Annotated in this window: 23 protein-coding genes and 1 pseudogene; 7 read left to right on the forward strand and 17 right to left on the reverse strand. The window is 40.7% G+C overall.

Features of this window, described 5'->3' with window-relative positions; genetic code table 11:
• The gene (gene gpsA / locus PNIG_RS02095; protein ID WP_058372461.1) at window positions 1–1,008 is read left to right on the forward strand and encodes an NAD(P)H-dependent glycerol-3-phosphate dehydrogenase; all 1,008 of its coding nucleotides are present in this window, start codon (window positions 1–3) and stop codon (window positions 1,006–1,008) included.
• 181 nt (window positions 1,009–1,189) lie between these two features.
• Here gpsA and trmL read toward each other — a convergent pair whose 3' ends face one another.
• Complete coding sequence (trmL, locus tag PNIG_RS02100; protein WP_011327082.1) at window positions 1,190–1,654, reverse strand: tRNA (uridine(34)/cytosine(34)/5-carboxymethylaminomethyluridine(34)-2'-O)-methyltransferase TrmL; 465 nt, start codon at window positions 1,652–1,654, stop codon at window positions 1,190–1,192.
• A gap of 109 nt (window positions 1,655–1,763) precedes the next feature.
• On the opposite strand from trmL, the gene PNIG_RS02105 reads away from it, so the two are divergent.
• A complete protein-coding gene (locus PNIG_RS02105; protein WP_255319070.1) occupies window positions 1,764–2,681 on the forward strand; it encodes a cation diffusion facilitator family transporter in 918 nt (305 codons plus the stop codon).
• Between the two features lie 350 nt (window positions 2,682–3,031).
• On the opposite strand, the gene PNIG_RS02110 is transcribed toward PNIG_RS02105, so the two are convergent.
• Genes PNIG_RS02110 through PNIG_RS02120 form a run of 3 tightly spaced genes read right to left on the reverse strand, consistent with a single transcriptional unit; the run spans window position 3,032 to window position 6,050 of the window.
• Window positions 3,032–3,964, reverse strand: coding sequence for an alpha/beta fold hydrolase (locus tag PNIG_RS02110; RefSeq protein WP_089367687.1), 933 nt, complete (start codon window positions 3,962–3,964; stop codon window positions 3,032–3,034).
• Between the two features lie 3 nt (window positions 3,965–3,967).
• On the reverse strand, window positions 3,968–5,383 hold the full coding sequence (locus PNIG_RS02115) for an ATP-binding protein (RefSeq protein ID WP_089367688.1): 1,416 nt from the start codon (window positions 5,381–5,383) through the stop codon (window positions 3,968–3,970).
• On the reverse strand, window positions 5,361–6,050 hold the full coding sequence (locus tag PNIG_RS02120; RefSeq protein WP_089367689.1) for a response regulator transcription factor: 690 nt from the start codon (window positions 6,048–6,050) through the stop codon (window positions 5,361–5,363). Before PNIG_RS02120 ends, PNIG_RS02115 begins: the two co-directional genes overlap by 23 nt.
• 164 nt (window positions 6,051–6,214) lie before the next feature.
• Between PNIG_RS02120 and PNIG_RS02125 the strand changes: the two genes are divergently transcribed.
• Window positions 6,215–6,700, forward strand: coding sequence for a Spy/CpxP family protein refolding chaperone (locus PNIG_RS02125; RefSeq protein WP_086996570.1), 486 nt, complete (start codon window positions 6,215–6,217; stop codon window positions 6,698–6,700).
• A 541-nt stretch (window positions 6,701–7,241) separates the two neighbouring features.
• On the opposite strand, the gene yacG is transcribed toward PNIG_RS02125, so the two are convergent.
• From yacG to PNIG_RS02175, 12 genes and pseudogenes are all read right to left on the reverse strand, one after another.
• On the reverse strand, window positions 7,242–7,472 hold the full coding sequence (yacG, locus tag PNIG_RS02130; RefSeq protein WP_011327088.1) for a DNA gyrase inhibitor YacG: 231 nt from the start codon (window positions 7,470–7,472) through the stop codon (window positions 7,242–7,244).
• Between the two features lie 86 nt (window positions 7,473–7,558).
• Window positions 7,559–7,996: a hypothetical protein gene (locus PNIG_RS20355; RefSeq protein WP_425273571.1), complete on the reverse strand. Its 438-nt coding sequence runs from the start codon at window positions 7,994–7,996 to the stop codon at window positions 7,559–7,561.
• Window positions 7,884–8,129, reverse strand: a pseudogene (locus PNIG_RS20360) (hypothetical protein); the annotation flags it as partial. The pseudogene PNIG_RS20360 and the gene PNIG_RS20355, both read right to left, overlap by 113 nt.
• A gap of 15 nt (window positions 8,130–8,144) precedes the next feature.
• Complete coding sequence (gene pilB, locus PNIG_RS02135; RefSeq protein WP_089367690.1) at window positions 8,145–9,818, reverse strand: type IV-A pilus assembly ATPase PilB; 1,674 nt, start codon at window positions 9,816–9,818, stop codon at window positions 8,145–8,147.
• Window positions 9,819–9,938: 120 nt separating this feature from the next.
• Window positions 9,939–10,571, reverse strand: coding sequence for a dephospho-CoA kinase (coaE, locus tag PNIG_RS02140; protein WP_089367691.1), 633 nt, complete (start codon window positions 10,569–10,571; stop codon window positions 9,939–9,941).
• Window position 10,572: 1 nt separating this feature from the next.
• Entirely contained in the window at window positions 10,573–11,493 is a 921-nt protein-coding gene (locus tag PNIG_RS02145) for a prepilin peptidase (RefSeq protein WP_089367692.1), read from the reverse strand.
• 457 nt (window positions 11,494–11,950) lie between these two features.
• Window positions 11,951–12,334: a GxxExxY protein gene (locus tag PNIG_RS02150; RefSeq protein WP_089367693.1), complete on the reverse strand. Its 384-nt coding sequence runs from the start codon at window positions 12,332–12,334 to the stop codon at window positions 11,951–11,953.
• Between the two features lie 660 nt (window positions 12,335–12,994).
• Window positions 12,995–14,212: a type II secretion system F family protein gene (locus tag PNIG_RS02155; protein WP_089367694.1), complete on the reverse strand. Its 1,218-nt coding sequence runs from the start codon at window positions 14,210–14,212 to the stop codon at window positions 12,995–12,997.
• Between the two features lie 10 nt (window positions 14,213–14,222).
• Window positions 14,223–14,663 (reverse strand): pilin, encoded by a 441-nt coding sequence (locus PNIG_RS20250; RefSeq protein WP_089367695.1) that lies wholly within the window; start codon window positions 14,661–14,663, stop codon window positions 14,223–14,225.
• A gap of 20 nt (window positions 14,664–14,683) precedes the next feature.
• Window positions 14,684–15,109, reverse strand: coding sequence for a pilin (locus PNIG_RS20255; protein WP_307724743.1), 426 nt, complete (start codon window positions 15,107–15,109; stop codon window positions 14,684–14,686).
• Window positions 15,110–15,573: 464 nt separating this feature from the next.
• A complete protein-coding gene (nadC, locus tag PNIG_RS02170; RefSeq protein ID WP_089367696.1) occupies window positions 15,574–16,419 on the reverse strand; it encodes a carboxylating nicotinate-nucleotide diphosphorylase in 846 nt (281 codons plus the stop codon).
• Window positions 16,420–16,645: 226 nt separating this feature from the next.
• A protein-coding gene (locus PNIG_RS02175) for an IS3 family transposase (RefSeq protein ID WP_089367662.1) occupies window positions 16,646–18,192 on the reverse strand; the annotation gives its coding sequence in 2 pieces (ribosomal slippage) (window positions 16,646–17,712 and window positions 17,712–18,192; 1,548 coding nt in all).
• A gap of 579 nt (window positions 18,193–18,771) precedes the next feature.
• Here PNIG_RS02175 and ampD point away from each other — a divergent pair.
• Both ampD and ampE read left to right on the forward strand, forming a co-directional pair.
• Window positions 18,772–19,326 (forward strand): 1,6-anhydro-N-acetylmuramyl-L-alanine amidase AmpD, encoded by a 555-nt coding sequence (gene ampD / locus PNIG_RS02180; RefSeq protein WP_089367697.1) that lies wholly within the window; start codon window positions 18,772–18,774, stop codon window positions 19,324–19,326.
• Between the two features lie 13 nt (window positions 19,327–19,339).
• A complete protein-coding gene (gene ampE, locus PNIG_RS02185) occupies window positions 19,340–20,191 on the forward strand; it encodes a beta-lactamase regulator AmpE (RefSeq protein WP_089367698.1) in 852 nt (283 codons plus the stop codon).
• A gap of 258 nt (window positions 20,192–20,449) precedes the next feature.
• Here the strand turns inward: ampE and PNIG_RS02190 are convergent, their stop codons facing one another.
• Window positions 20,450–20,902, reverse strand: a complete 453-nt coding sequence (locus PNIG_RS02190) for an REP-associated tyrosine transposase (protein ID WP_089367699.1) — start codon at window positions 20,900–20,902, stop codon at window positions 20,450–20,452.
• Window positions 20,903–21,477: 575 nt separating this feature from the next.
• Between PNIG_RS02190 and pdhR the strand changes: the two genes are divergently transcribed.
• Together pdhR and aceE are read left to right on the forward strand one after the other, a co-directional pair.
• On the forward strand, window positions 21,478–22,227 hold the full coding sequence (pdhR, locus tag PNIG_RS02195) for a pyruvate dehydrogenase complex transcriptional repressor PdhR (RefSeq protein ID WP_011327101.1): 750 nt from the start codon (window positions 21,478–21,480) through the stop codon (window positions 22,225–22,227).
• Window positions 22,228–22,310: 83 nt separating this feature from the next.
• Window positions 22,311–24,977: a pyruvate dehydrogenase (acetyl-transferring), homodimeric type gene (gene aceE / locus PNIG_RS02200; RefSeq protein ID WP_089367700.1), complete on the forward strand. Its 2,667-nt coding sequence runs from the start codon at window positions 22,311–22,313 to the stop codon at window positions 24,975–24,977.
• The last annotated feature ends 4 nt before the right edge of the window (window positions 24,978–24,981 follow it).

Below are 24,981 nucleotides of genomic sequence, written 5' to 3' on the forward strand. Positions count from 1 at the left end.
ATGAGTACAGCAACTTCAGCTGTTACTGTATTGGGGGCGGGGTCTTATGGCACCGCCCTTGCTATTTGTTTAGCCCGAAATGGTCACCAAGTGACACTTTGGGGGCGCAATAGCGACGACGTTGCCACGCTTGCAGCTGAGCGAAAAAATCAACGTTACTTACCTGATATTCCTTTTCCCGACACTTTGACTCTTGAAGCCGACTTACAACGTGCTGCTGCAAGTAATGAAATAGTGTTAGTGGTTGTGCCTAGCCATGCATTTGGCGACACCTTAAAGCAAATTAAACCTGCTTTACAGCAAGGCGCAAAAGTTGCGTGGGCAACTAAAGGGTTAGAGCCAAATACCGGGCGCTTATTACAAGAAGTTGCAGTGCAAGAGCTTGGCGATGCAATTCCATTAGCGGTGCTTTCGGGGCCAACATTTGCTAAAGAAATGGCCATGGGATCGCCTACTGCTATTTCGGTTTCATCCACCTCTACAGAATTTGCCAAGCAGTTAGCTGATTTACTGCATTGCGGTCGCTCATTTAGAGTGTACAACAACGATGATTTTATTGGCATACAGCTAGGTGGTGCGGTTAAAAACGTTATTGCTATTGGTGCAGGCATTTCCGACGGTGTGGGTTTTGGCGCTAATGCACGCACGGCACTAATTACTCGCGGCCTTGCAGAACTAACACGCTTAGGCTGTGCTTTGGGCGCAAAACCCGAAACCTTTATGGGAATGGCAGGCCTTGGCGATTTAATTTTAACCTGCACAGATAACCAATCGCGTAATCGTCGCTTTGGTTTGGCGTTAGGTAAAGGCGAAAGCGTAGAGGCTGCAATAGAGTCTATAGGCCAAGTGGTCGAAGGCTTTAGAAACACTAAAGAAGTGTATTTATTAGCGCAGCGCAGCGGTGTAGAAATGCCAATCACCGAGCAAATCTATAAAGTACTGTACGAAAATAAAGACATGAAAGAAGCGGCTATGGCTTTATTAGGCCGAGAGCAGCGCTCAGAATAAAAGGGCAGCTTTCATTAAAGCTAGGTTTTAGGTAGACATTAGCCAAGCTCGGTGTTTTTTAAACCGTAGGCGGGCTTAATGTCGCGCAGGTTAAGCTTTAAACCCTGCGCGAGGTAAACTCCCACCTACAAGTTAGGCGCTTGGTTTATATCACTTACCTAAACCTTGCGCCTAAAACTATTTACTTCGCGCCCGGAAACCCAAGCTGGCGCCATGATTCATACACAAACACCGAAACCGCGTTAGATAAGTTCATACTGCGGCTATTGGCTTGCATCGGAATGCGTACCCGTTGCTCGTTTGGAAGCGATTGAATTAGCTCATCCGGAAGGCCGCGCGTTTCAGGGCCAAATACTAAACAGTCGCCGGCCTCGTATTGTGCCTGATGATGAAATTGGCTGCCTTTAGTGGTGCAAGCGTATATTTTTTTAGGCTTGCATGCTTCTAGGTAAGCTTCAAACGAAGCATGGCGCTGTACATGGCTAAATTCATGATAATCAAGGCCGGCACGTTTTATTCGTTTGTCATCCCATGCAAAGCCAAGTGGCTCAATTAAATGTAGCGAATAGCCCGTATTTGCACATAAGCGAATAATATTACCCGTATTCGGTGGGATTTCAGGTTGGTATAAAACAATATCCAGCATAACGAGCCTTATAAAATAGTCAGTAATTTAACGATTTGCAGTATACACGAAAGCGTGTAAAAAACTGATATACTCACTTTATTCAATACACTTATTAACGGATAAATACGTGCATAATCGCAGTTACGAATTTTGGGTAAAAACCTCTAGTTTAGTCACTATGGTCATGGTGAGCTTAATGATTGCAGCTAAAACCTGGGCATGGCTTGCCTCGGGTTCAGCGTCAATGCTGGGCTCATTAACCGATTCACTCATGGATATTACCGCCACAGCTATGAGTTTTTTAGTATTAGGTTATGCGCTGCGCCCCGCCGATGACGACCACCGTTTTGGTCACGGCAAAGCCGAAGCGCTTGCCGGGTTAGGGCAGGCCGCATTTATTGCAGGTTCTGGCTGTTTATTAGCGTTTCATAGTATAGAGCGCTTGTTTAATCCTTTAGAGCTCACTCATTCATTGTTAGGTGTATGGGTAAGTATTTTTGCCATTGCCTGTACGTTAGTGATTGTATTTGTACAAAATAAAGTAGTTAAACATACCGAATCTATTGCAATAAAGGCCGACTCAGTACATTACAAAGGAGATTTGATTTTAAATGCTGCGGTGCTACTGGCTATTTTACTCTCGTATTATGGTGTGTTGTACGCCGACCCTATTTTTGCAGTTGGCGTTGCCGGTTATCTACTTTATAACAGCTGGGATATAGCCCGAGATAGCGCAGATCACTTAATGGACAAAGAACTGCCAGATGAAGAAAAACAACGTATTTTAGATGTATCGAAAAGCCATACTGACGTACGCGGTGTACACGGCGTTCGTACCCGTCAAGGTGGGAAAGTTAAGTTTATTCAACTGCATTTAGAGCTTGACGATCACCTAAGCTTAATTCGCGCGCACAACGTAGCCGATGAAGTAGAGGCAATGATCACTAAAGAATTTGAGTCAGAAGTTGATATTCTAATTCATCTAGATCCTTTGTCTTCTGTGGAATTGAGTGACACTGAGGGAGCTGCGGTAACTGAACCGTAAGCAAAGCTGGTATTTCAGGTTAAAACCAAGCAAACACCGGATTTAACCTGATACCTTTGCCTTGGACGTGAGGTTTACCTCGCGCAGGGTTTTAAAAGCTTAACAAGCGCGGCATAAAGCCCCGCCTACGGTTTAACCCAAACACCGAGCTTGGCTAATTCCTACCAAAACCTGACGTCTAATACCTCAAATCTAAACCTTTGCCGTAGACGTTAGTTTACCTCGCGCAGGGTTTTAAAAACTTAACAAGCGCGGTATAAAGCCCCGCCTATGGTTAACCTAAACACCGAGCTTGGTTTTTTCTCTACCTAAAACCTGACGCCTAATACCTAAAACCTGCTCTTCCACACCTATTCACAAAACTGGTACAAACTTGTTAGCAATGGCTGGCGTATTTCATCACGCTCAAATAATAGTTCGTGCTTAGCACCGGCAAAGCTCTTTATTATTGCCTGGTTATGTCGGTTTGCTAATTTATATTGCGCGGTGTTATCTACGACTTCGTCGCGCTCTGCGCTGGCAATAAACAGCGGAATATTAATGCTTAACTTATCAACCGATGCAATAAAGGTAAATGCGGCTTGTAGCCAACCATAGGTTACGCCACCAAGTTGCAGTAGTGGGTCTTGATAAGTTTGCCTAAAGTTTTTATAACGCACTTGGCTGCTAGTTAATGAGTTTAAAGCAAACTCTTCTGGGCTGTAATCGTTTTGCCCTAGGGCATAACTTTGTGAAAAACCGAAAAAAACAGCTGCGTTAGCAATTAGTTTTGCCAGCGGTTTTGGGGTGTTTTTAGTGTGAATATCAAACATAGGTGCCGATAAAAACAACCCACTAAAACTATTTTCAAAGTGGGCTAAATAGTCAAAGGCAATTGCGCCGCCCATTGAGTGACCAAGCAGTATTTTTTTGCCTTGCCAGTGGTTATCAACAATTTGTTGATTAAATAAATGCAGGTCGTGGCGATAATCAGTAAAGCATTTTACATAGCCTTTATGCTTATTAGCTAACTGTCGGTAAGAGCGACCTTGGCCTTGATGATCAACAATAAACACGGCAAAATTATTAGTGTACAGCTCCCACAATAGCTCTTTGTATTTATCAAGCCCTTCAATACGCCCTGAGCTAATAACAATCGCGGTATGCGCATGCTCAGGTTTTGCATAGGCGTAAAATAACTGCCCGGCAGGGGTATTTAAATAGGCTTTAACTAGGGTGTTGTTATAAAAATCATTAATACTGGGTTGATTATCAATAAGCTCGTTTTCACTACTGTAAAACATTCTCTACTCTTTTATTATTGGTAAAGTAACCATGGCGCACAGGCCACCTTGTGGTTTATTTGATAAAATCAAGCTGCCGCCATGAGCAATAATCGCATTTTTGGCAATCGCTAAGCCTAAACCCGTGCCACCACTCACTCGATCGCGCGCATCTGACTGCCTAAAAAACGGCTCACATAGCTTACTAAGCTGATTGTTTGGTACACCTGGGCCATCATCACATATTTCAATATAAATGGCATCACCGTGCTTTAGGGTAAGGCTAATGGTGTGCTGTGCATATTTAATCGCGTTGCGCAGTAAGTTTTCCAGTGCGCTGGCAATTAGCGCTTCATCGCAATTTAGTGTTACCGCCGCCGAGCCGCTTACTTGCAGTTGCTTGTTGTGCTGTTTTGCTTCAAAGGTGGCATCGTTAAGTACATGATCAACAATATCTTGCAGTGACTGTTTGTGTAGCGATAACGCTTGGCTATTTGCCTCTAAGCGCGACACTTGCAATACATCGGCAATCATTTTATCAAGCTGGTTGGCTTCTTTTTCTATGCGCAGTAAGTACGATTGGCTGGCTTCGTTAGCTTGCATCTGCGCAAGGCCTGTCGCCATTTTTAAGCGAGTAAGTGGCGAACGTAGCTCGTGTGATATATCAGCTAGTAAGCGCTTTTGTGCGCTAATTAATTGCGCTAATTGGTCGGCCATACGGTTAAAGTCGCGCCCTAATATTCCCAGCTCATCTTTACGATTAGCGGATATAGCAGCCCGGGCTGTTAAATCACCCGCAGAGAGTTTTATAGCGGCTTTTTTTAAGCTATTAATAGGGGCAATTAAGTTACGGCTAAATAAAAAACTTAAAATAAGTGAGGCAATTATAGCAATTGATATTTTTATCCAACCCGGCATTAACTTTAACCGCAGATATAGCGGCGTATGGTTGTAAATATCTATTTCATATAAATAAAAATCACCTTCAGGTACTCTAATTTTTATTGGCCCAATTGCTTGGTATTTTTCGGTATAAATAACTTGCGGCGGCATGCTCTTAGTAAAGTTAAGCAAGCTTAAATCAACATCGGCGGGTATGCTTTTATTTGTTAGCGAATCTTCTAGCTGCTCTGCATTTAAATATAAAAGCTTACCATTAGTACGGCGAGGGTGCTTTAGCGTATCGTTAAGCGAACGCTTGTGCTTTATGGTAGAGCGCTCAATGTTTTTAGCGGTATAAGCTAAGTTTTTTTCCATTGGGCCATGCAAAGGGTTATAACTAACAGAGTTAATAGTTGTAACACTACTTAAAAATATAAGTGCCGCACCTGTGCCAATAATAGTTAACCAAAACCAAGTGAAAATTTTAAAAAACAAATAGTGCCGAGGATGTTTAAGCCAGCTAAAACTTGCCAATTTATTCGCCTTGAATAAAGACATAGCCCGTCCCTCTAATGGTTTTAATTAGCTCGTTAGGTAAGTGCTCAGCTATTTTTTTACGAATGTTGCTAACGTGCATATCAATAGAGCGATCAAACGAGGCTAAGCGTCTGCCAAGTACGTCTTCACTTATTTGCTCTTTACTAACCACCTCGCCAGCACGTTTGGCAAGTAATGCGAGTATTTCGTATTCGGTGCCGGTAAGGGTTAAGGTTGTTTGTTTAATTAATGCTTCACGGGCGGCTAAATTAATAGTAACCCCGTTAACCACTAATTTATTATTGCTAGTGGCATTCATGGTGGTTATATGTTCAATACGACGCGTAATTGCTTTAACTCGGGCAAGTAACTCACGGTGATTAAAAGGTTTAGGTATGTAATCGTCTGCGCCAAGTTCAAGGCCAAAAATACGATCAAAATCTTCGCCTTTGGCGGTAAGCATAATTACCGGCGTAAGCTTGGTTTGCCTAAGTTGTTTAAGTACTTCAAAACCATCAAGGGTAGGCAGCATTACATCAAGTAGTATTAGTGCGTAGTCGTTCGCTTGCGCTAGTTTTAAGCCTTGCTCACCGTCGTGTACGCTTTGCACGTTAAATCCTTGCGCGGTTAAATACTCGCTTAATAGTTCACACAAACCTGTGTCATCATCAATCATTAATAGTTTCATTTTCAAACCCTTGGGTTGTGCCGTATGTGCTGATTTTACCTGCTAAATAGTACAAAAGTGAATCTTTACATAACCTTTACACTGCTTTGCGTTACTTTGCATTGCAGCGGGTATAGTTAGCTCAACAGATTAAAACAACCAATCCAATAGTAAAGGTAATGATTATGACTAAAGTAAATACACTTTCAAAACTAGTACTTATTTGTGGCTTAGCAACCGCTACTTTCGGTGCAACCAGTGTTATGGCCAAAGGCGATATGCATAAGCAAGGTCGCCACTCACAAGCGCACTTTTTACTATCGGAGCGCGGCGCTGATAAACTTGATTTAACACAAGAGCAGCAAACTAAATTAGAAGCTATATTTGCAGCACAAAAAACGCAAATGCAAGCACTTAAAGGCACCGACAAAGAAGCGCGTAAAGCACAGCGCACCGCTCACAAAGCTAAAATGGAAAGCTTGTTATCAGCTGCAACGTTTGACGAAAATGCAGCAAAAGAGCTACTAGCTCAACGCCACGAAAAAGGTGAAGAAATGGGTTTAATTAAATTAAAAACTCAGCACCAAGTGTGGCAAGTTCTAAATGCAGAGCAGCAAGAAAAGTTTGCAAAAATGCAAAAGCGCATGGGTAAGAAAAAACATTCAAAATAGCTCGGTGTTTAAATTACCCGTAGGCGGGGGCTTGCCACCGTGCGCAAGTAGTGCTAAAGATATATTCACAAAGAGGTTAAGAGCCGCTGCGCTTTAGAGGAGTAAAAAATAAATTAGTTGCTTAAGTGGCTTCTCATTTATTCTCATTGTCTTCTCTTTGTGAAAATGGTGGGTTTTAGCTAGAGCCAAGCTCTGTGTTTAAATTACTCGTAGGCGGGGCTTTATGCCGCGCTGGTTAAAACTTAAAAACTATTGCGCGAGGTAAACTCCCGCCTACAAACTCCAGACAAAAGACAAAGCCAAGCTCGGTGTTTAAATTACCCGTAGGCGGGGCTTTATGCCGCGCTGGTTAAATTTAAAAACTGCGCGAGGTAAACTCCCGCCTACGGGTTGGGGGTTTATTGTAGGCGGGGCTTTATGCCGCCTAGTTAAACTCTAAAACTATTGCGCGAGGTAAACTCCCGCCTACAAATTCCAGACAAAAGACAAAGCCAAGCAAGGTGCTTGGCTTATATACTTTGCTGCTCTCTAAACCTATTTATTACTTAAAAAAGTCATCTTCATTTTTTGCCATCATGGCTTCTATGTCTTCAATCATGTCTTGGCTAAAATCTTCAGCTGAAGTGATAGGAGCTGAAATTCTGTTATTTTCAAACGACCATTCGCCTAAATCAATAAGCTGACAACGTTTTGAACAAAACGGGCGGTGTGGGCTTTGCTCTGACCATTCAACCTTACTTTTACAGGTTGGGCAGTTAACAATAGTTGGCATAGTAATCTCTCAATCTTGTTTTAAATGGTGCTGTCTAATAGCTAAACTCTAAGTCAGTTTAAATGCTTTTAGTATTGTATTGGCTTTTATAGAGTCGTATCATTTTCTGATACCTGATACCTGATACCTGATACCTGATACCTGATACCTGATACCTGATACCTGATACCTGATACCTGATACCTGATACCTGATACCTGATACCTGATACCTGATACCTGATACCTGATACCTGATACCTGATACCTGATACCTGATACCTGATACCTGATACCTGATACCTGATACCTGATACCTGATACCTGATACCTGATACCTGATACCTGATACCTGATACCTGATACCTGATACCTGATACCTGATACCTGATACCTGATACCTGATACCTGATACCTGATACCTGATACCTGATACCTGATACCTGATACCTGATACCTGATACCTGATACCTGATACCTGATACCTGATACCTGATACCTGATACCTGATACCTGATACCTGATACCTGATACCTGATACCTGATACCTGATACCTGATACCTGATACCTGATACCTGATACCTGATACCTGATACCTGATACCTGATACCTGATACCTGATACCTGATACCTGATACCTGATACCTGATACCTGATACCTGATACCTGATACCTGATACCTGATACCTGATATTAAAAACTCGTTACCCGATTAATCTCAGCTAACGAGGTCATGCCGTCGGCGGCTTTACGAATGCCCGATAAACGCAGGTTATTAAATCCGGCTTTAAGCGACACTTCGGCTATTTCTAGTGAGTTACCACCGCGCATTATAATTTGTGCTATTTCTGGGGTAATTTTCATTACTTCGTAAATACCTACACGACCTTTATAACCATCGGTACAGTTTTCGCAACCTTTAGGAGCATACAAGGTCATTTCACTAATTTGCTGCTGGCTAAAACCTTGGCGTAGAAGCTCTTCACTAGGTAAATTTTCAGGCGTTTTACATTTAGGGCATAAGCGGCGCGCTAGGCGCTGGGCTATAATTAAGCTAATTGAACTTGCTACGTTATATGCCGGTACGCCCATGTTTAATAAGCGGGTAATGGTTTCGGGCGCCGAGTTAGTATGCAAGGTCGAAAGCACTAAGTGACCTGTTTGCGCCGCTTTAATTGATATTTCAGCGGTTTCTAGGTCACGTATTTCACCTACCATTACTACATCGGGATCTTGGCGTAAAAATGCCCGTAGTGCGTTGGCAAAGGTCATATCGGCTTTTATATTAATTTGTACTTGGTTAACCCCTTCGAGGTTAATTTCTACCGGATCTTCGGCGGTACTAATATTACGCTCAGGCTGGTTTAATATATTTAAGCCGGTGTAAAGCGATACCGTTTTACCCGAGCCAGTAGGCCCAGTTACTAATATCATCCCTTGTGGTTGCTCAAGCGCATCCATATACAGCTTTTTTTGCTCGGGTTCGTAACCTAATACATCAATGCCAAGCATGGCGCTAGATGAATCAAGAATACGCATTACAATTTTTTCGCCCCATAAAGTGGGCATGGTGCTTACCCGAAAGTCGACACTTTTACGTTCGGTTATTTTTAGCTTTATGCGGCCATCTTGCGGTTTACGTTTTTCGGCAATATCAAGGCGCGACATTACTTTAATACGCGCCGAAAGCTTAGTTGCTAAAGTGTTTGGTGGGCTGGCTACTTCGTGTAAAATGCCGTCAATTCTAAAGCGAATACGGTATTTGTGCTCGTAGGGTTCAAAGTGTAAATCAGACGCACCTTTTTTAATCGCATCCATTAATATTTTATTAATGTAAACAATGATTGGTGCATCGTCTTTATCATCATCTTTAGAGGTGTCTTTTTGTATATCGGCGTCTAGTTCGGCAAATTCTTTAAACTCGTCATCACTTAAATTTAAGCTGCCAGTGGCATCAAGCAATTGTTCTATTTTTTTATCGAGTTGAATGTAGTCAACCACTACCACTTCGCAAGACAAACCAGTACTAAATTCAAAGTTTTCAAATGCGCCGTAATCGGTAGGATCAGAGGCGGCAATATACACTTTTCTGCCTTTTTGTACCAAAGGCAGAATATGATGCTTACGGATCAGTTTTTCTTTTATTAACTCAGGAGAAATAAGTGCAGTATTAAAGTCTTTTAAATCAAAAAAAGGCACCCTAAATAAATCAATGCATTGCGCCGCTAAATCTTTACTTTCAATTTTTCCACATTTAGCAATAAGCTCAGCAGTAGAGGCAAACTCTTGCTGTTTAGTTTTTACTATATCGGCATCAACACGGCCAAGGGTAATAAATTTTCTTAATAACGGTGAGTTAATATTCATTGCGCACCTGTATAAATCCTTCAATAGTTAGCAATTTATCAGAAAAAAGCAGGGATTACATTGCCCATCACAATCTAGGCTAATTTTAGCAACTAAAATAGCTGTTTTTATAATTTATGGCTATTTTAACGCCAGTTTTAAATAGCCTTTATGCAAAGCTATTAAGTCGTGCTTAACTAGAGTTAGGCTGCGATCATTATTTAAAATATCATCTGCTTGTTGTTGTTTGTGTTCACGCGACATTTGCGCGGCAATAATACTATTTACTTGCTCTAAGCTTATGTTATCACGTTTAACCGTGCGCTCTATTTGCACGTTTTTTGGCACGTCTATAAGTAAAGTGCGGTTACAGTATTTATCTAGGCCGTTTTCAAAAAGTAGCGGGGCAACAAGTACCACATAAGGGCTGGTGGCATTATTTAAATCGGTAATAATTTGCTGGCGAATAAGTGGGTGTAATAGGGTATTTAACCAGTTTTTATGCTCAGTATTGCTAAACACAAGCTTGCGTAAAGCACTGCGGTTTAAGTTGCCGTCGGCTAAGAGTATATCAGCACCAAAGTGTGCAACAATTGCTTTTAACCCTGCGCTGCCTGGTTCAACTACTTGGCGCGCAATAATATCGGCATCAACAACGCAAATACCCAGCGCTTCAAGCATATTACTTACAGCCGTTTTACCACAACCTATACCGCCAGTTAAACCCAGCACCCAATTATTTATGTTTGTTACTTTAACAGTTTGTTCGCTCATATTAGTAACCAATTAAATTAAAGTAGCTAGCTTGCAATTGCTCGCCCCATAACATGGTGATCCAGCCTGCAATAGCTAGGTAGGGGCCAAACGGAATAGGCGTGGCTTTGTCTTTTCCTTGAATCGTTAATAGCGCAATACCAATAATGGCACCCACTACGCTCGAGAGCAAAATAATAATCAATAACGATTGCCAGCCAAGCAAAGCACCAAACACGGCAAGTAATTTAAAGTCGCCATAGCCCATGCCTTCTTTACCGGTAAGTAATTTAAATAACCAAAATACGCTCCACAAACTCAAATAGCCGCAAGCCGCCCCAATAATGGCATCAGTTGGGTTGACGGTGTAGCCAAGTACTGCTGCAATAAGCGCCAGCCATACAAGCGGTAGGGTAATTTGGTCGGGCAGTAGCATATGGTCAATATCAATAAAGGTAAGCGCAACTAAAGCCCAAGTAATTGCTATATAAAGTAAAGCTTGCTCGGTAGCGCCTAGCTTATACGCAACTACTAAGCTTAATAGTGCAGTTATTGCCTCTACAATAGGATAGCGAGCCGATATCGGGTTACTACAACTGGCGCATTGACCTTTTAAAAATAACCAGCTAATAATAGGTATATTTTGCCATGCTTTAATTGCAGTTTTACATTTAGGGCAGGTAGAGTTGGGCTTTACTAAATTAAAAGTTGAGTTTAAACCTGAACTAAAAGGCTCGTTAGTGTTTGCTTTATTACTTTTCAGCTCGCTTTCTAGCAGCAAACGGCATTCGCCTTGCCATTCGCGTTGTATCATTAGTGGCAAACGGTAAATAACTACGTTTAAAAAACTGCCAACACACAAACTCACCAAGCCAATAGTGGTTAAATAAAACCACAATTGGCTTTGCATTACTGTGGTTATATCTAGAAAGAAACTTTGCATTTAACTACCTAAAAACTATTTATAAAAGTTATGTGAAAAACATTATCACAAAGAGAAAACAATAAGGGTAAATGAGAGGCCATTAAATAAGTTAACATTTAAGTCATTGCTTTTCACTGTTCTAAAGCGCAGCGCCCTCTTAACCTCTTTGTGAATATTTACTTAAAGAGCTTTTTCACAAAGAGAAGACAATGAGGGTAAATGAGAAGCCACTAAACAATTTAACTTCTCTACAGCGCCGCGTGCTCTTAATCCCCTTTGTGAGTATTAACTTAAAAATCTTTTGTACAAAGAGAAAACAATGAGAGTAAATGAGAAACCATTAAATAAGTTAATATTTTAAGCTATTACTTTTCACTACTCTAAAGCGTAGCGATCTCTTAACCTCTTTGTGAGTATTTTACCTATTTATCAGCAACTTTAACTATCATAATACAGTGCATTATTAAATTTTTGGTTATTCACCTTTAGGTAAATTAAACCTCTTAACACCATCAGTTAACTTTTTGACATTAAAGTTTATTAAAAGACCCGAGCTTATGCTCGTAAGTTTCATATAAGTTAACAGTTGAGCTGAATGTATTGGTTGTAATTTATCAACAGCTTTTAATTCAATTATCAATTGATTAGGTAATAAAATATCTAATCTATAACCAGCATCAATTAATATGTTTTTATAGTTAATTGAAAGCTCAACCTGACTTTTTGCAACAATTCCAGCTTGCTGTAACTCGTATATAAAGCACTTTTCATAACTCGATTCTAATAATCCTGGTCCGAGCTGGTTGTGGACCTCAATGGCACAACCAATCACTTTCTGTGTCAATAAATCAATTTCCATATGTATTCCTTCACACTTAAAGCTTTCTATATCTCACTAAAAATAATTTGTACAAAGAGAGTAAATGAGAAGATAAAATACATATAAAACTGTTTTAATTACTTCTCTACAGCACAGCGTACTCTTAATCTCTTTGTGAATATTTACTTAAAGATCATTGTACAAAGAGAAGGTAATGAGAGTAAAAGAGAAGCCACTTAAACAATTTTACTTCTCTACAGCGCAAGCGTGCTCTTAACCCTATTTGTGAATATTTACTTAAAGAGCTTTTTCACAAAGAGAAGACAATGAGGGTAAATGAGAAGCCACTAAACAATTTTACTTCTCTACAGCGCAGCGCTCTCTTAACCCTATTTGTGAATAAATTACTTAAAGATCTTTTGCACAAAGAGAAGACAATGAGAGTAAAAGAGAAGCCATTAAATAAGTTACATCCTCTAAGCTATTACTTTTCACTTCTCTAAAGCGCAGCGCCCTCTTAACCTCTTTGTGAATATTTACTTAAAGATCATTGTACAAAGAGAAGGTAATGAGAGTAAAAGAGAAGCCACTTAAACAATTTTACTCCTCTACAGCGCCGCATGCTCTTAACCCTCTTTGTGAATATTTTATTAGATCGTCAATTCACTAATCTATAATGCTACTTTCCGAAGCCTAAAACTAAATAACAGAGCCAAGTTGGAATATAGGTAAGTACATGGCAATAATTAAACCACCTACTAGCACGCCTAATACGGCCATAATCATTGGCTCTAAGAGGCTTGAGAGCCCATCTACTGCATCATCAACTTCTTGCTCATAAATAGTCGCTACTTTACCTAGCATGCTATCAAGTGATCCCGACTCTTCACCAATAGCCACCATTTGTATTACCATATCAGGGAATATTTTAGAGTTACGCATTGCCCAGTTCATTTGGTTCCCCGAGCTTACCTCTGCTTTTATTTCTAAAATAGCATAACGGTAAACCGCATTACCTGAGGCACCTGCAGCAGAATCCAGCGCATCAACTAGCGGTACACCAGCGGCAAAGGTGGTCGAAAGCGTACGAGCATAACGGGCAACAGCCGCTTTATTTAAAATCATACCAATAACGGGGAGCTTTAATATAGCTCGGTCGGTAGCATCGCGGAGCTTTAAGCTTTTAAGGTGCGCCTCTTTAAAGGCCCAACCGAATGCAACAATAACTATTAGCATCATCCACCAATATTCCTGCATAAATTCCGATATACCAATAACCATTAAGGTAAAAGCAGGGAGTTCAGCACCAAATCCGGAAAAAATATCCTGAAACTGCGGCACTACAAATATTAGTAGTATTGAGGTAACTATAAGTGCGATAACTAATACTGCAATTGGGTAAAACATCGCTTTTTTTATTTTTGATTTAAGCGCTTCAGACTTCTCTTTATAAATGGCCACGCGGTCGAATATTTTATCCAAAGCGCCAGACTGCTCGCCCGATGCTACTAAATCGCAATATAAATCATCAAAATAACGAGGATGGCGTCTTAGTGCTTGCGATAATGGCTGGCCAGCTTTTACTTCATCAGCAATGGTTTCCATCAGTTTACTTACACTTTTATTGGAAGAGCCTGAGCCTATCATCTCAATCGATTGAATTAGCGGTACACCCGCCATTAGCATAGTAGCGATTTGTCGAGTAACTAAGGCAATATCTTTCGGGGTAATAGCCTGCATACGCACGCCGAACAAAGGCTTGGCTTTACGCTTTACTTTTGAGGGGGTGATACCTTGTTTACGAAGTTGCGCTTTAACTAAAGCAATACTTGCGCCAGTCATTTCACCTTCAAGGCGTTTCCCGCGAGTACTAACACCGATCCATTGAAAGGTATCTAAATCACTATTCTTTTTCATAAAAAATTACTTAACATAAACCAGCATCAATGCAACTTCCAGTTGTGTTCCAAGATAAAGTATTCTTTGCACTAATGGTTGGTGTGAGTATGTAGGTTACATTTGAACCATCTAATGAGATCGAGCTTTCGATATATATCACTCCATTAATCACTGTGCTGTTAGCTATGTGTTTGTGAGGAATAATTTGTGGTGAGTTGTTTTCAGGTATTCCTAAATTCCCTCCATCAAACTCATCAAGGGAGGTGTAACTATTTGTTGCAAAAGCAATCTCTATACTGTTTTTATATATTGAGGTAGCTAAAATGACCTCGGAAAACTTAGCTCTGTTAAGGTAAAGGTTATATTGGGGAATGGCAATTGAGGCAAGTAAGCCTATTATAGCCAGAGTAATTAGCATCTCTATGAGTGTAAAACCTTTAGGTTTATTAATTACATTATATATATTCATAGAGATGCAAAAAGTATCTTTTAGCAGAAACCGTTAGTTAAGCAAGTACCGCCTTCGGCCCAGTTAACTGGTGGTGTAACACCATCGGCAGTTAGCGTATAAGTTACTCCATCTAACGGTGATTTATCTGTTTTCCAAGTAACTGTAATTACGCCATCAGCAGCAACTACGCCATGGTCATTCGCTGTAAGCGCGATATCAGCAGGAATACCAAACGTAGCGGCATTTAAATCAGTTTTTGCTGTTATGTTCTTAGTCTGAATAGCTAACTCCATAGCAGTTTTATATGGTGTAACAGCTAAAACTGCTTCAGCAAATTTAGCTCTATTCGTATAATTCTGATAAGCAGGCAGTGCGACTGCTGCTAAAATACCGATGATTGCTACTACAATCATTAATTCAATTAGGGTAAAACCCTTTTGACTTTGTTGTGTCATTTTTTCCATGTTCCTCTCCTAAAGGATAGTGTTTTTTGTAAGTTAAAAAAGTTATGTTCGTAACGTGGATTATCACGGTAGCTACTGTAACTGCCTTATCTTACGGTTTTTTTAAAATTACTCTGTTAGAACTACTTTAGCACTAAAATTGCTTATTGAAAGTGATGTTAGCTGCATTTCATCGAATTTAAAAAATAACTATACTCGATAGTTGTTTTTTATTGTTGTTAATTTCGCTGAGCACGTTTATTTAAAAAACGATCTTCAGCAAAGCAACAGCTAAAAATAACTCTTTAGGATTAGTTTTATGTAATTTAATTAATCCTAGAGGCCTATATTAACACTGTTTTTTGTTAGAAGTGGTTCTAAAATTAACAGTTTGTTACAGAATAAGCCTTTCGGCGTATTTAATGCTTTTTTGCTCAAATTGTCAACGGATTAGGTAAATATAAAATTCTAATACAAAAGCATAATTACTCAAAACGCATAGACAAATCAATTGATTGTAAATTTTTTGTAAGTGCGCCGCTGGAGATAAAATCAACGCCTGCTTGTGAGTAGGTGCGCAGCGTTTCTAAAGTCATATTGCCCGAAACCTCAAGTTTTGCACGTTTGTTAGTAACCACTACAGCTTGTTTAATTTGCTCTACGTTAAAGTTGTCGAGCATTATAATATCGGCACCCGCATCAAGCGCTTGTTTTAGATCAACAAGTGATTCAACTTCTACTTCTATTGGTTTGTTTGGTTGGTTTTGTTTAGCTTGCGCCACGGCTTTGTTTATACCGCCACACGCTGCTATGTGATTTTCTTTTATTAAAAACGCGTCGTATAAACCAATACGGTGGTTTGCACCGCCACCACATTTAACAGCGTATTTTTGTAAAATGCGTAAACCAGGTATGGTTTTACGGGTATCGAGTAGTTGGGTTTTTGTACCCGCAAGTTCTTTTACATAATGAGCTGTGGTAGTAGCAGTACCCGAAAGTGTTTGTACAAAGTTAAGTGCTGTACGCTCTGCAGTTAAAATAGCGCGAGCCGAGCCTGTTGCTGTAAATAAAGTACTGTTAGCTTTAACTGCATCGCCATCGTTTACTAGTACATTTACTACAACGCTTGGATCTACTTGCTTAAATACTTCAATAATTAGGTCTTTACCACAAAATATGCAGTCTTCACGGGTAATTACTTTAGCGTTTGCTTGCTCGTTTGCAGGAATAAGTTGCGCGGTAATGTCGCCATTTTCAGCACTTTGGTAATTTAAATCTTCACCAAGTGCAAGAGTAACTAGTTGACTAACTAAAGTGTGTGGAATAGGCATAAAAAAGCTCGTAACAGTAAATAAATTAAGCAAATTTTACTATGTTTGAATTGCAATAACCAGCTTTGTGGTAAAGGCTGGTATCAGGTTTTAGGGAAGAGCAGGTTTCAGGTATCAGGTATCAGGTTTTAGCTAGAGCCAAGCTCGGTGTTTAAATTACCTGTAGGCGAGGGGTTTGCCACCGCGCCCGGAGTTTTTCAAGTTAGTTGTCGCCTCAAGTTAAATTTTATGCCGCCCGCATTTCTTCTTTTTTCTCAGGGTTTAAATTTACTTCATTTATCATTGACCAGTCTCGTGACTTTCCTGACCAACGACTTGGGTTATTCAATTTAGCTGCGTCGTTTACCTGCTGACGCTTAGCTAATATTTCTTTATCTAAACCTGAATGACGCTGGTTTGGCGTCACAAATTTTATACCACTGTGAAGGTGCTCATTATTGTACCAATCAACGAACCCACTTACCCATTCTCTTGCTGCGCTTATATCTTCAAATGCCTTTTCTGGGTATTCTGGGCGATACTTTAACGTTTTAAATAACGACTCAGAGTATGGATTGTCATTACTTACTGACGGTCGACTAAATGATGGCACAATCCCTAACTCCTGTAATGTTGCCAGTAATGTCGCGCCTTTCATTGGGCTACCATTATCTGAGTGCAACGTGACTTGCTCGCGCTTTATTTGCTCCCGACTGCAAATATCCTTCATTAAATCTGCGGCTAATTCACTTAACTGTGTGTCGTAAACCTGCCAGCCAACAACCTTTCGACTAAAAATGTCCATCACTAAATATAAGTATAAAAACTGCCCTTTTACGCTCGTTGGTAAATAGGTGATATCCCAAGTGTATACTTCATTTGCACGCACAGCCTTCAATGCTCTTGGCTTTTTCATCGGCTTAGCCGGCTTTACTTTTTCTCTATGCGTTAATAAGTTATGTGCCTTCATGACACGATAAAACGAACTTTCAGACGCTATCCATATGCCCTTATCAAGCAGCTTAGGGACTATTTTACTGGCCGGTAAATGCCCATATTCGGCTGAATTAACCGTATTAATAATGCGCTGCCGCTCTAACTCTGTGAGACGGTTTGGCGGCTGTTTTTTCGTACTCGTCCGTTTGTCAGTCATATCGTCTGCTTCAATCCACCGCTGAACGGTTCTTAGTGTCAGTCCAAGTAACTCACATGCCTTTTCTTTCCTTGCCCCTGAAGCCTGTGCGTTTGTGATAAGCGTTATTAATTCATGTCGCTCAGTCGCTGTTGTTAATCGTCCTCGTTGAAACCCCAAAGTGCATCCGCTTTTTTTTTGAGTACAAGCAGAGCGGCTGTTTCAGCTAAGGCCTTATCTTTACGATTCAGTTCTTTTTGCAGCTGTTTTATCTCTTGCTTAAGCTGTTTACTGTCTGATTTAGCTAGTTTCGTTGTAGGTCCTTGGGCAAAATCTTGCTTCCACTGCTTAATATGATGCGGGTAAAGCCCTTTATTACGACAGTATTCATTAATGGCTGTTTCATCTAAATGACCACAGTCAATGATCGCGCTGAGTCTTTCTTCTAAACTCCAGTCTTGTGGTCGTTTTTCTGCTGTCATTTGGCTACCCGTCTGGTGTGTTTCAAGTTGATGTTTTTTTGCGAGTGCTATCCAACGCTGTAACGTTGAATAACCGACACCTAAATCATCTGCAATATCTTCTAAGCGAACATCATCACATTGAGATAATGCTTTTTCAACCGCTTGAACTTTAAATTCTTGTGTAAATTGACGTCTCATTATATCTGCCTCTATTAAAAGTTAGAGGCGACAACTATCCTGACACAGGGGGCGCCGCACGTAGTGCGAAAAACATATTCACAAAGAGGCTAAGAGGCGCTGCGCTTTAGAGTAGTAAAAATAAATTAGTTGTTTAAGTGGCTTCTCACTTACTCTCATTGTCTTCTCTTTGTGAAAAGGGTTGGTTTTGGCTAGAGCCAAGCTCGATGTTTAAATTACCTGTAGGCGAGGGGGTTGCCACCGCGCCGCACGTAGTGCGAAAAACATATTCACAAATAGGCTAAGAGGGCGCTGCGCTTTAGAGGAGTAATAAGTAAATTAGTTGTTTAAGTGGCTTCTCATTTGCTCTCATTGTCTTCTCTTTGTGAAAAGGGTTGGTTTTAGGTAGAGAGCAAAGCAAGCTCAGTGTTTAGGTTACACGTAGGCGGGGCTTTATGCCGCGCTGATTAAAATTAAAAAACAGCGCGAGGTAAACTCCCGCCTACAAGTTCGCTGGTTGGTAAGCTTTTATTGCTTCATCTATCATTTTTAAATTAAATCCTTTAGCATCGATGTTATGTCGATCTTTTGATTTAAATTATGAACATAGATTTAAATGGGGTGGTAAATTGTGCTGTGCAGCGTGGTTGTTCGCATTTTGATGAGCGCCCGAGTGATACAGACGTTTCTTTATTGGTAATTCACAATATATCCTTGCCGGCGGGGCAGTTTGGCACGCCTTATGTTGATGATTTATTTATGGGTACGCTTAATTGTGAAGCGCATAGCAGCTTTAGCGATTTACACGGTGTGCGGGTGTCGGCACATTGCTTTATTAAACGCAGCGGTGAGCTAGTGCAGTACGTGCCATTTAATAAACGGGCATGGCATGCTGGTGCGTCTGAATTTAATGGGCAAACTAACTGCAATAACTTTAGCATTGGCATTGAGCTTGAGGGAACCGACACCACCGCTTATACTTTAGCGCAATACACTAGTTTAAAAACACTAAGTAAAGCCATAATGCAACGCTATCCAAATATAACAACAGAGCGAATTGTAGGGCATTGCGATATTGCACCAGGGCGAAAAACAGACCCCGGTAGTAGCTTTAACTGGCATTTATTTTTAACTATGCTTAAACAATCAGGCTAAGTGAGTAACAACAATGATTTTGGTTTCGATAATAATTGCATTAATACTTGAGCGCTTAGGTGCTCGTTCAGCCCATTGGCAAATTAGCTACTACGCAGACGGTTATGTAAATCGCTCGGCAAACCTGCTCACTAATAAAGGCGTATTTGGCTCGGGTGTTGGCTTTTTAGTGTGGCTACTTTTACCTGTACTGGCTATTGGTTGTTTATATTTGTTATCAGACTTTGTGCTGTGGCAACTTATTTTTAATGTAACAATATTACTCGTGTGTTTTGGCTGTGCTAAGCAGCGTGCATTATATAAGTCGTACTTAAACGCTTTAACCCGAGATGATAAAACTGCGGCTACCTTATATGCACTGCAAATGGGCCAAAATCGCACAGAAGAAGAGCAAGACGGCGAAACAGTTGGACAAACCCTGGCATGGGTTAACTTTAGATTTTACTGCGCGGTGATTTTTTGGTTTGTAATATTAGGCGTAGCCGGTGCGGTTTTATATGCACTTGTACGCACATTCGCCGATTTAGTAACGCAAGATGACGACGAAATAATAGCAAAGCATTCTAAAATGCTACACAGATTATTATTTTGGCTTGACTGGTTACCAGCGCGCATTACCAGCTTTGGTTATTTAGTAATAGGTAACTTTAATAAAGGCACTAGTTGCTGGTTACACTACGCGCTTGATTTTTCAAGCCCTAACCGCAAAGTGGTTACTTACACCGCCTTAGCCGCAGAGCAAGTAGAAAAACGCTACTACGACTGCGCGTACGAAGCCACTTGTATGATTAAATTGGTAAAGCGTAATGTATTGTTTTATTTAGTACTGATTGCGTTATTAACCCTGTTTGGTGGGCTGGATTAAAAAACATTGCGCGAGGTAAACTCCCGCCTACAGGTGGGTGTTTGTTGTAGGCGGGGCTTTATGCCGCGCTTGTTAAAATAAAAAAATATTGCGCGAGGTAAACTCCCGCCTACAGGTGGTGTTTGTTGTGGGCGGGGCTTTATGCCGCGCTGGTTAATTAAAAAAACATTGCGCGAGGTAAACTACCGCCTACGGGTAGGTGTTTGTTGTAGACGAGGCTTTATGCCGCGCTGGTTAAAATTAAAAAACTGCGCGAGTTCAAGTAATATATATACAATCCCAATGAGGATAAAAAGCAACACTCTTAACTAAAGATGCTCTAAGGGGATTTGCTACTATATAACGAGCACAATTAGTTAAGTCGCTTTCATCCCTAATTAAATGGTCATAAAAATCAGGTTGCCACAGCTTTTGTATTAAAAATTGCTCCCTTGCTTGTTTTGTACAGCGACCTTTGAATGTACGAATCAAGCAGCTAAGAGAAGAGCTCATTTTTAATTGAAATAACCAATGTATATGATCGGGCATAAACACAAAGGCAATCGTTTTAGATGCGTCTTGTTCCTCCAGAATTCTCATTTCATTTATTAATAATCTATTTAAATAAAGATCAGTAAATAAGCATTGTCTGTCATATGTAACTAGAGTTACGTTGTAATAGTGATTAGCTAAAGATACACGCCCTTTACGAAGTAGCTGTGATTTTTTCATTTAAAATAATCATTAGAAAAGTCATAATTTAAAAGTAGCAGTAATTTTTAAATTTGCCGAAGGTAAGGCTTTATGCCGCACTGGTTAAAATTAAAATATTGCGCGAGGTAAACTCCCGCCTACAGGTGGGTGTTTGTTGTAGGCGGGGCTTTATGCCGCGCTGGTTAATTAAAAAACATTGCGCGAGGTAAACTCCCGCCTACGGGTAGGTGTTTGTTGTAGGCGGGGCTTTATGCCGCGCTGGTTAATTAAAAAAACATTGCGCGAGGTAAACTCCCGCCTACGGGCTAACACTTAAACTCTCCGTTATCACTTTTACCCTCCCTGGTCTGACCAATTTATTTTCGTCTCATTTACCTTTCTTTATTTATACTATTTTGTGTATTCTTTAAACTTTGCGCTGAATGCGTTACGCTGGCTAAGTGTCCTTAAAGCTACTGTAAATTGACAGCAATTAGGCTTTTTGTTACCGTATGTCAAAATTTGGTATGACCAATTTACCTTTTGGCTAAATTGTTCAGTTCAAAGCCTGGTTTTAAGGGCTTTTGGTATTTATACAACGCGGACGTTGACTGATGTCTTTAAAGATTAAAGCTGCAAAATTATCGGATGTGATTTTACAACAACTTGAGAACATGATTCTTGAGGGGTCGTTGGCACCAGGCGAAAAACTGCCACCGGAGCGTGAGTTAGCTAAGCAATTTGAAGTGTCGCGGCCATCACTGCGCGAGGCGATTCAAAAGCTTGAAGCTAAAGGTTTAGTAACCAGACGCCAAGGCGGCGGTACGTATGTAAAAAATCAGCTCGAAGAAGGGCTTACTGATCCGCTGTTTGATTTGATCAGTAAACACCCTGAGTCGCAGTTTGATTTACTTGAATTTCGCCATGCATTAGAAGGGATTGCTGCGTATTACGCTGCACTGCGTGGCACCAATAACGATTTTATTAAAGTAAAACAAAGCTTTGATCAAATTGCTTTGGTACAAGACGACTTACAACAAAAAGCGAAAGCAATAAATGCTTTTCATTTTTGTATTGCAGAGGCGTCACATAACATTGTTTTACTACATTTAGTGAGAGGCATGCAGGCATTGCTTGAGCAAAATGTATTACAAAATTTAACCGTGTTATTAACAAAATCAGATATCAGTAACCAATTAGGCCACCACCGTGGTTTGCTAATGGATGCTGTTATTGAAGGTAAGCCCGAAGAAGCACGCTTAGCTAGTAATGCGCATTTAGCATATATAGAAGAAGCATTACTGGAAGCGGGTAAAGAACATTCGCGAATTGAACGCAGTTTAAGACGCACTAAACAAAATTAAGCAAATACATCCTTACTCAAAATTAGTAAGTGGGATGTGTTAAATACACAACATTCGTATTTTAAACATAAGGAAACCTCCATATGTCTGAAGTCAATAAAATTGACGTAGACGCGCTAGAAACACAAGAGTGGTTACAAGCTCTTGAATCGGTTGTGCGCGAAGAAGGTGTTGAACGAGCTCAGTTTTTACTTGAGCAAGTGTTAGAGCAAGCCCGTTTAGATGGCGTAGATATGCCAACGGGTATTACCACTAACTACGTCAATACAATTCCGGTAGAGCAAGAACCTGCTTACCCGGGAGATGTAAATATTGAACGCCGTATTCGTTCAATAATTCGTTGGAACGCGATAATGATTGTATTGCGTGCATCGAAAAAAGATCTCGATTTAGGCGGCCATATGGCGTCTTACCAATCGTCTGCGGCATTTTATGAAGTGTGTTTTAACCACTTTTTTAAAGCACCAAACGATGTAGACGGCGGCGACTTAGTTTATTACCAGGGGCATATTTCTCCGGGTATTTATGCACGCGCATTTGTTGAAGGGCGTTTATCGGCATCGCAGCTAGATAACTTCCGTCAAGAAGTAGGTGGCGAAGGTTTACCGTCGTACCCGCATCCTAAATTAATGCCTGAATTTTGGCAGTTTCCTACGGTTTCTATGGGCCTTGGTCCTATTTCGTCTATTTACCAAGCACGCTTTTTAAAATACCTAGACGGCCGTGGCTTAAAAGACACTAAAAACCAACGTGTATATGCGTTTTTAGGTGATGGCGAAATGGATGAGCCAGAATCACGTGGCGCTATTTCATTTGCTGCACGCGAAAAGCTAGACAACCTATGTTACTTAGTTAACTGTAACTTACAGCGCCTAGATGGCCCAGTTATGGGTAACGGTAAAATTATTCAAGAGCTAGAGGGCCTATTTAAAGGCGCTGGCTGGAACGTAATTAAGCTAGTGTGGGGCAGCGGTTGGGATATATTACTGGCTAAAGATAAAACCGGTAAGTTATTACAACTAATGAACGAAACGGTTGACGGCGATTACCAAACGTATAAAGCAAAAAATGGCGCGTATGTACGTGAACATTTCTTTGGTCGTTACCCTGAAACAGCAGCACTTGTTGCTGATATGACAGATGACGAAATTTTTGCGCTTAAGCGTGGTGGTCATGAGCCATCTAAATTATTTGCTGCATTTAAAAAAGCAGAAGAAACCAAAGGTCGTCCTACTGTTATTCTTGCTAAAACCGTTAAAGGTTACGGCATGGGTGAAGCAGCTGAAGGTAAAAACATTGCGCACCAAGTTAAAAAAATGGACATGTCGCATGTTGCACACCTACGCTCACGCCTAGGCCTTGACGATTTAATATCTGAAGAGCAACTAACCGAACTGCCTTATTTAACACTTGAAGAAGGCACTCCTGAGCACACTTACTTACACGCTCGTCGTGAAGAGCTTAAAGGTTATACACCTAAGCGTATTGCACGCTTTAGCGAAAAGTTAACAGTGCCAGAAGTAGAAGCGTTTAACCCGCTACTTGAAGAACAAAAACGTGATATTTCTACCACTATGGGTTTTGTTCGTGCACTTAATATTTTATTAAAAGATAAAGGTATTGGTAAAAACATAGTACCTATTATTGCCGACGAAGCACGTACCTTTGGTATGGAAGGTTTGTTCCGCCAAATTGGTATTTATAACCCGCATGGCCAAAACTACACACCTCAAGATCGCGATATTGTTTCTTACTATAAAGAAGCTACATCGGGTCAAGTACTGCAAGAAGGTATTAACGAGTTAGGTGCAATGTCGTCATGGGTTGCTGCAGCAACATCGTACAGCACTAACGATTTACCAATGATCCCATTTTACATTTACTACTCTATGTTTGGTTTCCAACGCGTTGGCGACATGGCATGGATGGCAGGGGATCAGCAAGCACGTGGTTTCTTATTAGGTGCAACAGCAGGGCGTACTACGCTTAACGGCGAAGGCTTACAACACGAAGATGGCCACAGCCATATTCTTGCCAGCACAGTACCTAACTGTATTTCTTACGATCCAACGTATGCATACGAAGTAGCGGTTATCATTCAAGATGGTATTCGTCGTATGTATGGTGACGATCAAGAAAACATTTACTACTACTTAACGTTAATGAACGAAAACTACCATCAGCCAGCTATGCCAGAAGGCGCTGAAGAAGGTATTCGTAAAGGTATTTACAAGCTAGAAAGCTACACAGGCAAAAAAGCCAACGTACAGCTATTAAGCTCGGGTACTATTATGACTGAAGTACGTAAAGCAGCTAAAGTATTGAGCGAAGACTACGGTGTTGCGTCTGACGTATTCTCAGTAACGTCTTTCAACGAGCTAACGCGCGATGGCCAAGATGTTGAGCGCTTTAACATGCTTAACCCTGAAGGCGAGCAAAAAACAGCGTATATCACTAGCGTATTAAGCGATTTAGTAACGGTTGCAGCAACCGATTACATGAAAAACTACGCAGAGCAAGCGCGTTCGTTTATCCCTAGCAATAACTATAAAGTGTTAGGCACCGATGGTTACGGCCGCTCTGATAGCCGCGAAAACCTTCGTCGTCACTTTGAAGTTAACGCAGACTACGTTGTAGTTGCTACGTTATCTGAACTTGCTAAACGTGGTGAAGTTGAAAAGTCGGTAGTTATTGAAGCACTTAAAAAGTTTAATATCGACACCAACAAACTTAACCCACTGTACGCATAAGAGG

It is taken from the genome of Pseudoalteromonas nigrifaciens, assembly GCF_002221505.1.
Taxonomy (GTDB): domain Bacteria; phylum Pseudomonadota; class Gammaproteobacteria; order Enterobacterales; family Alteromonadaceae; genus Pseudoalteromonas; species Pseudoalteromonas nigrifaciens.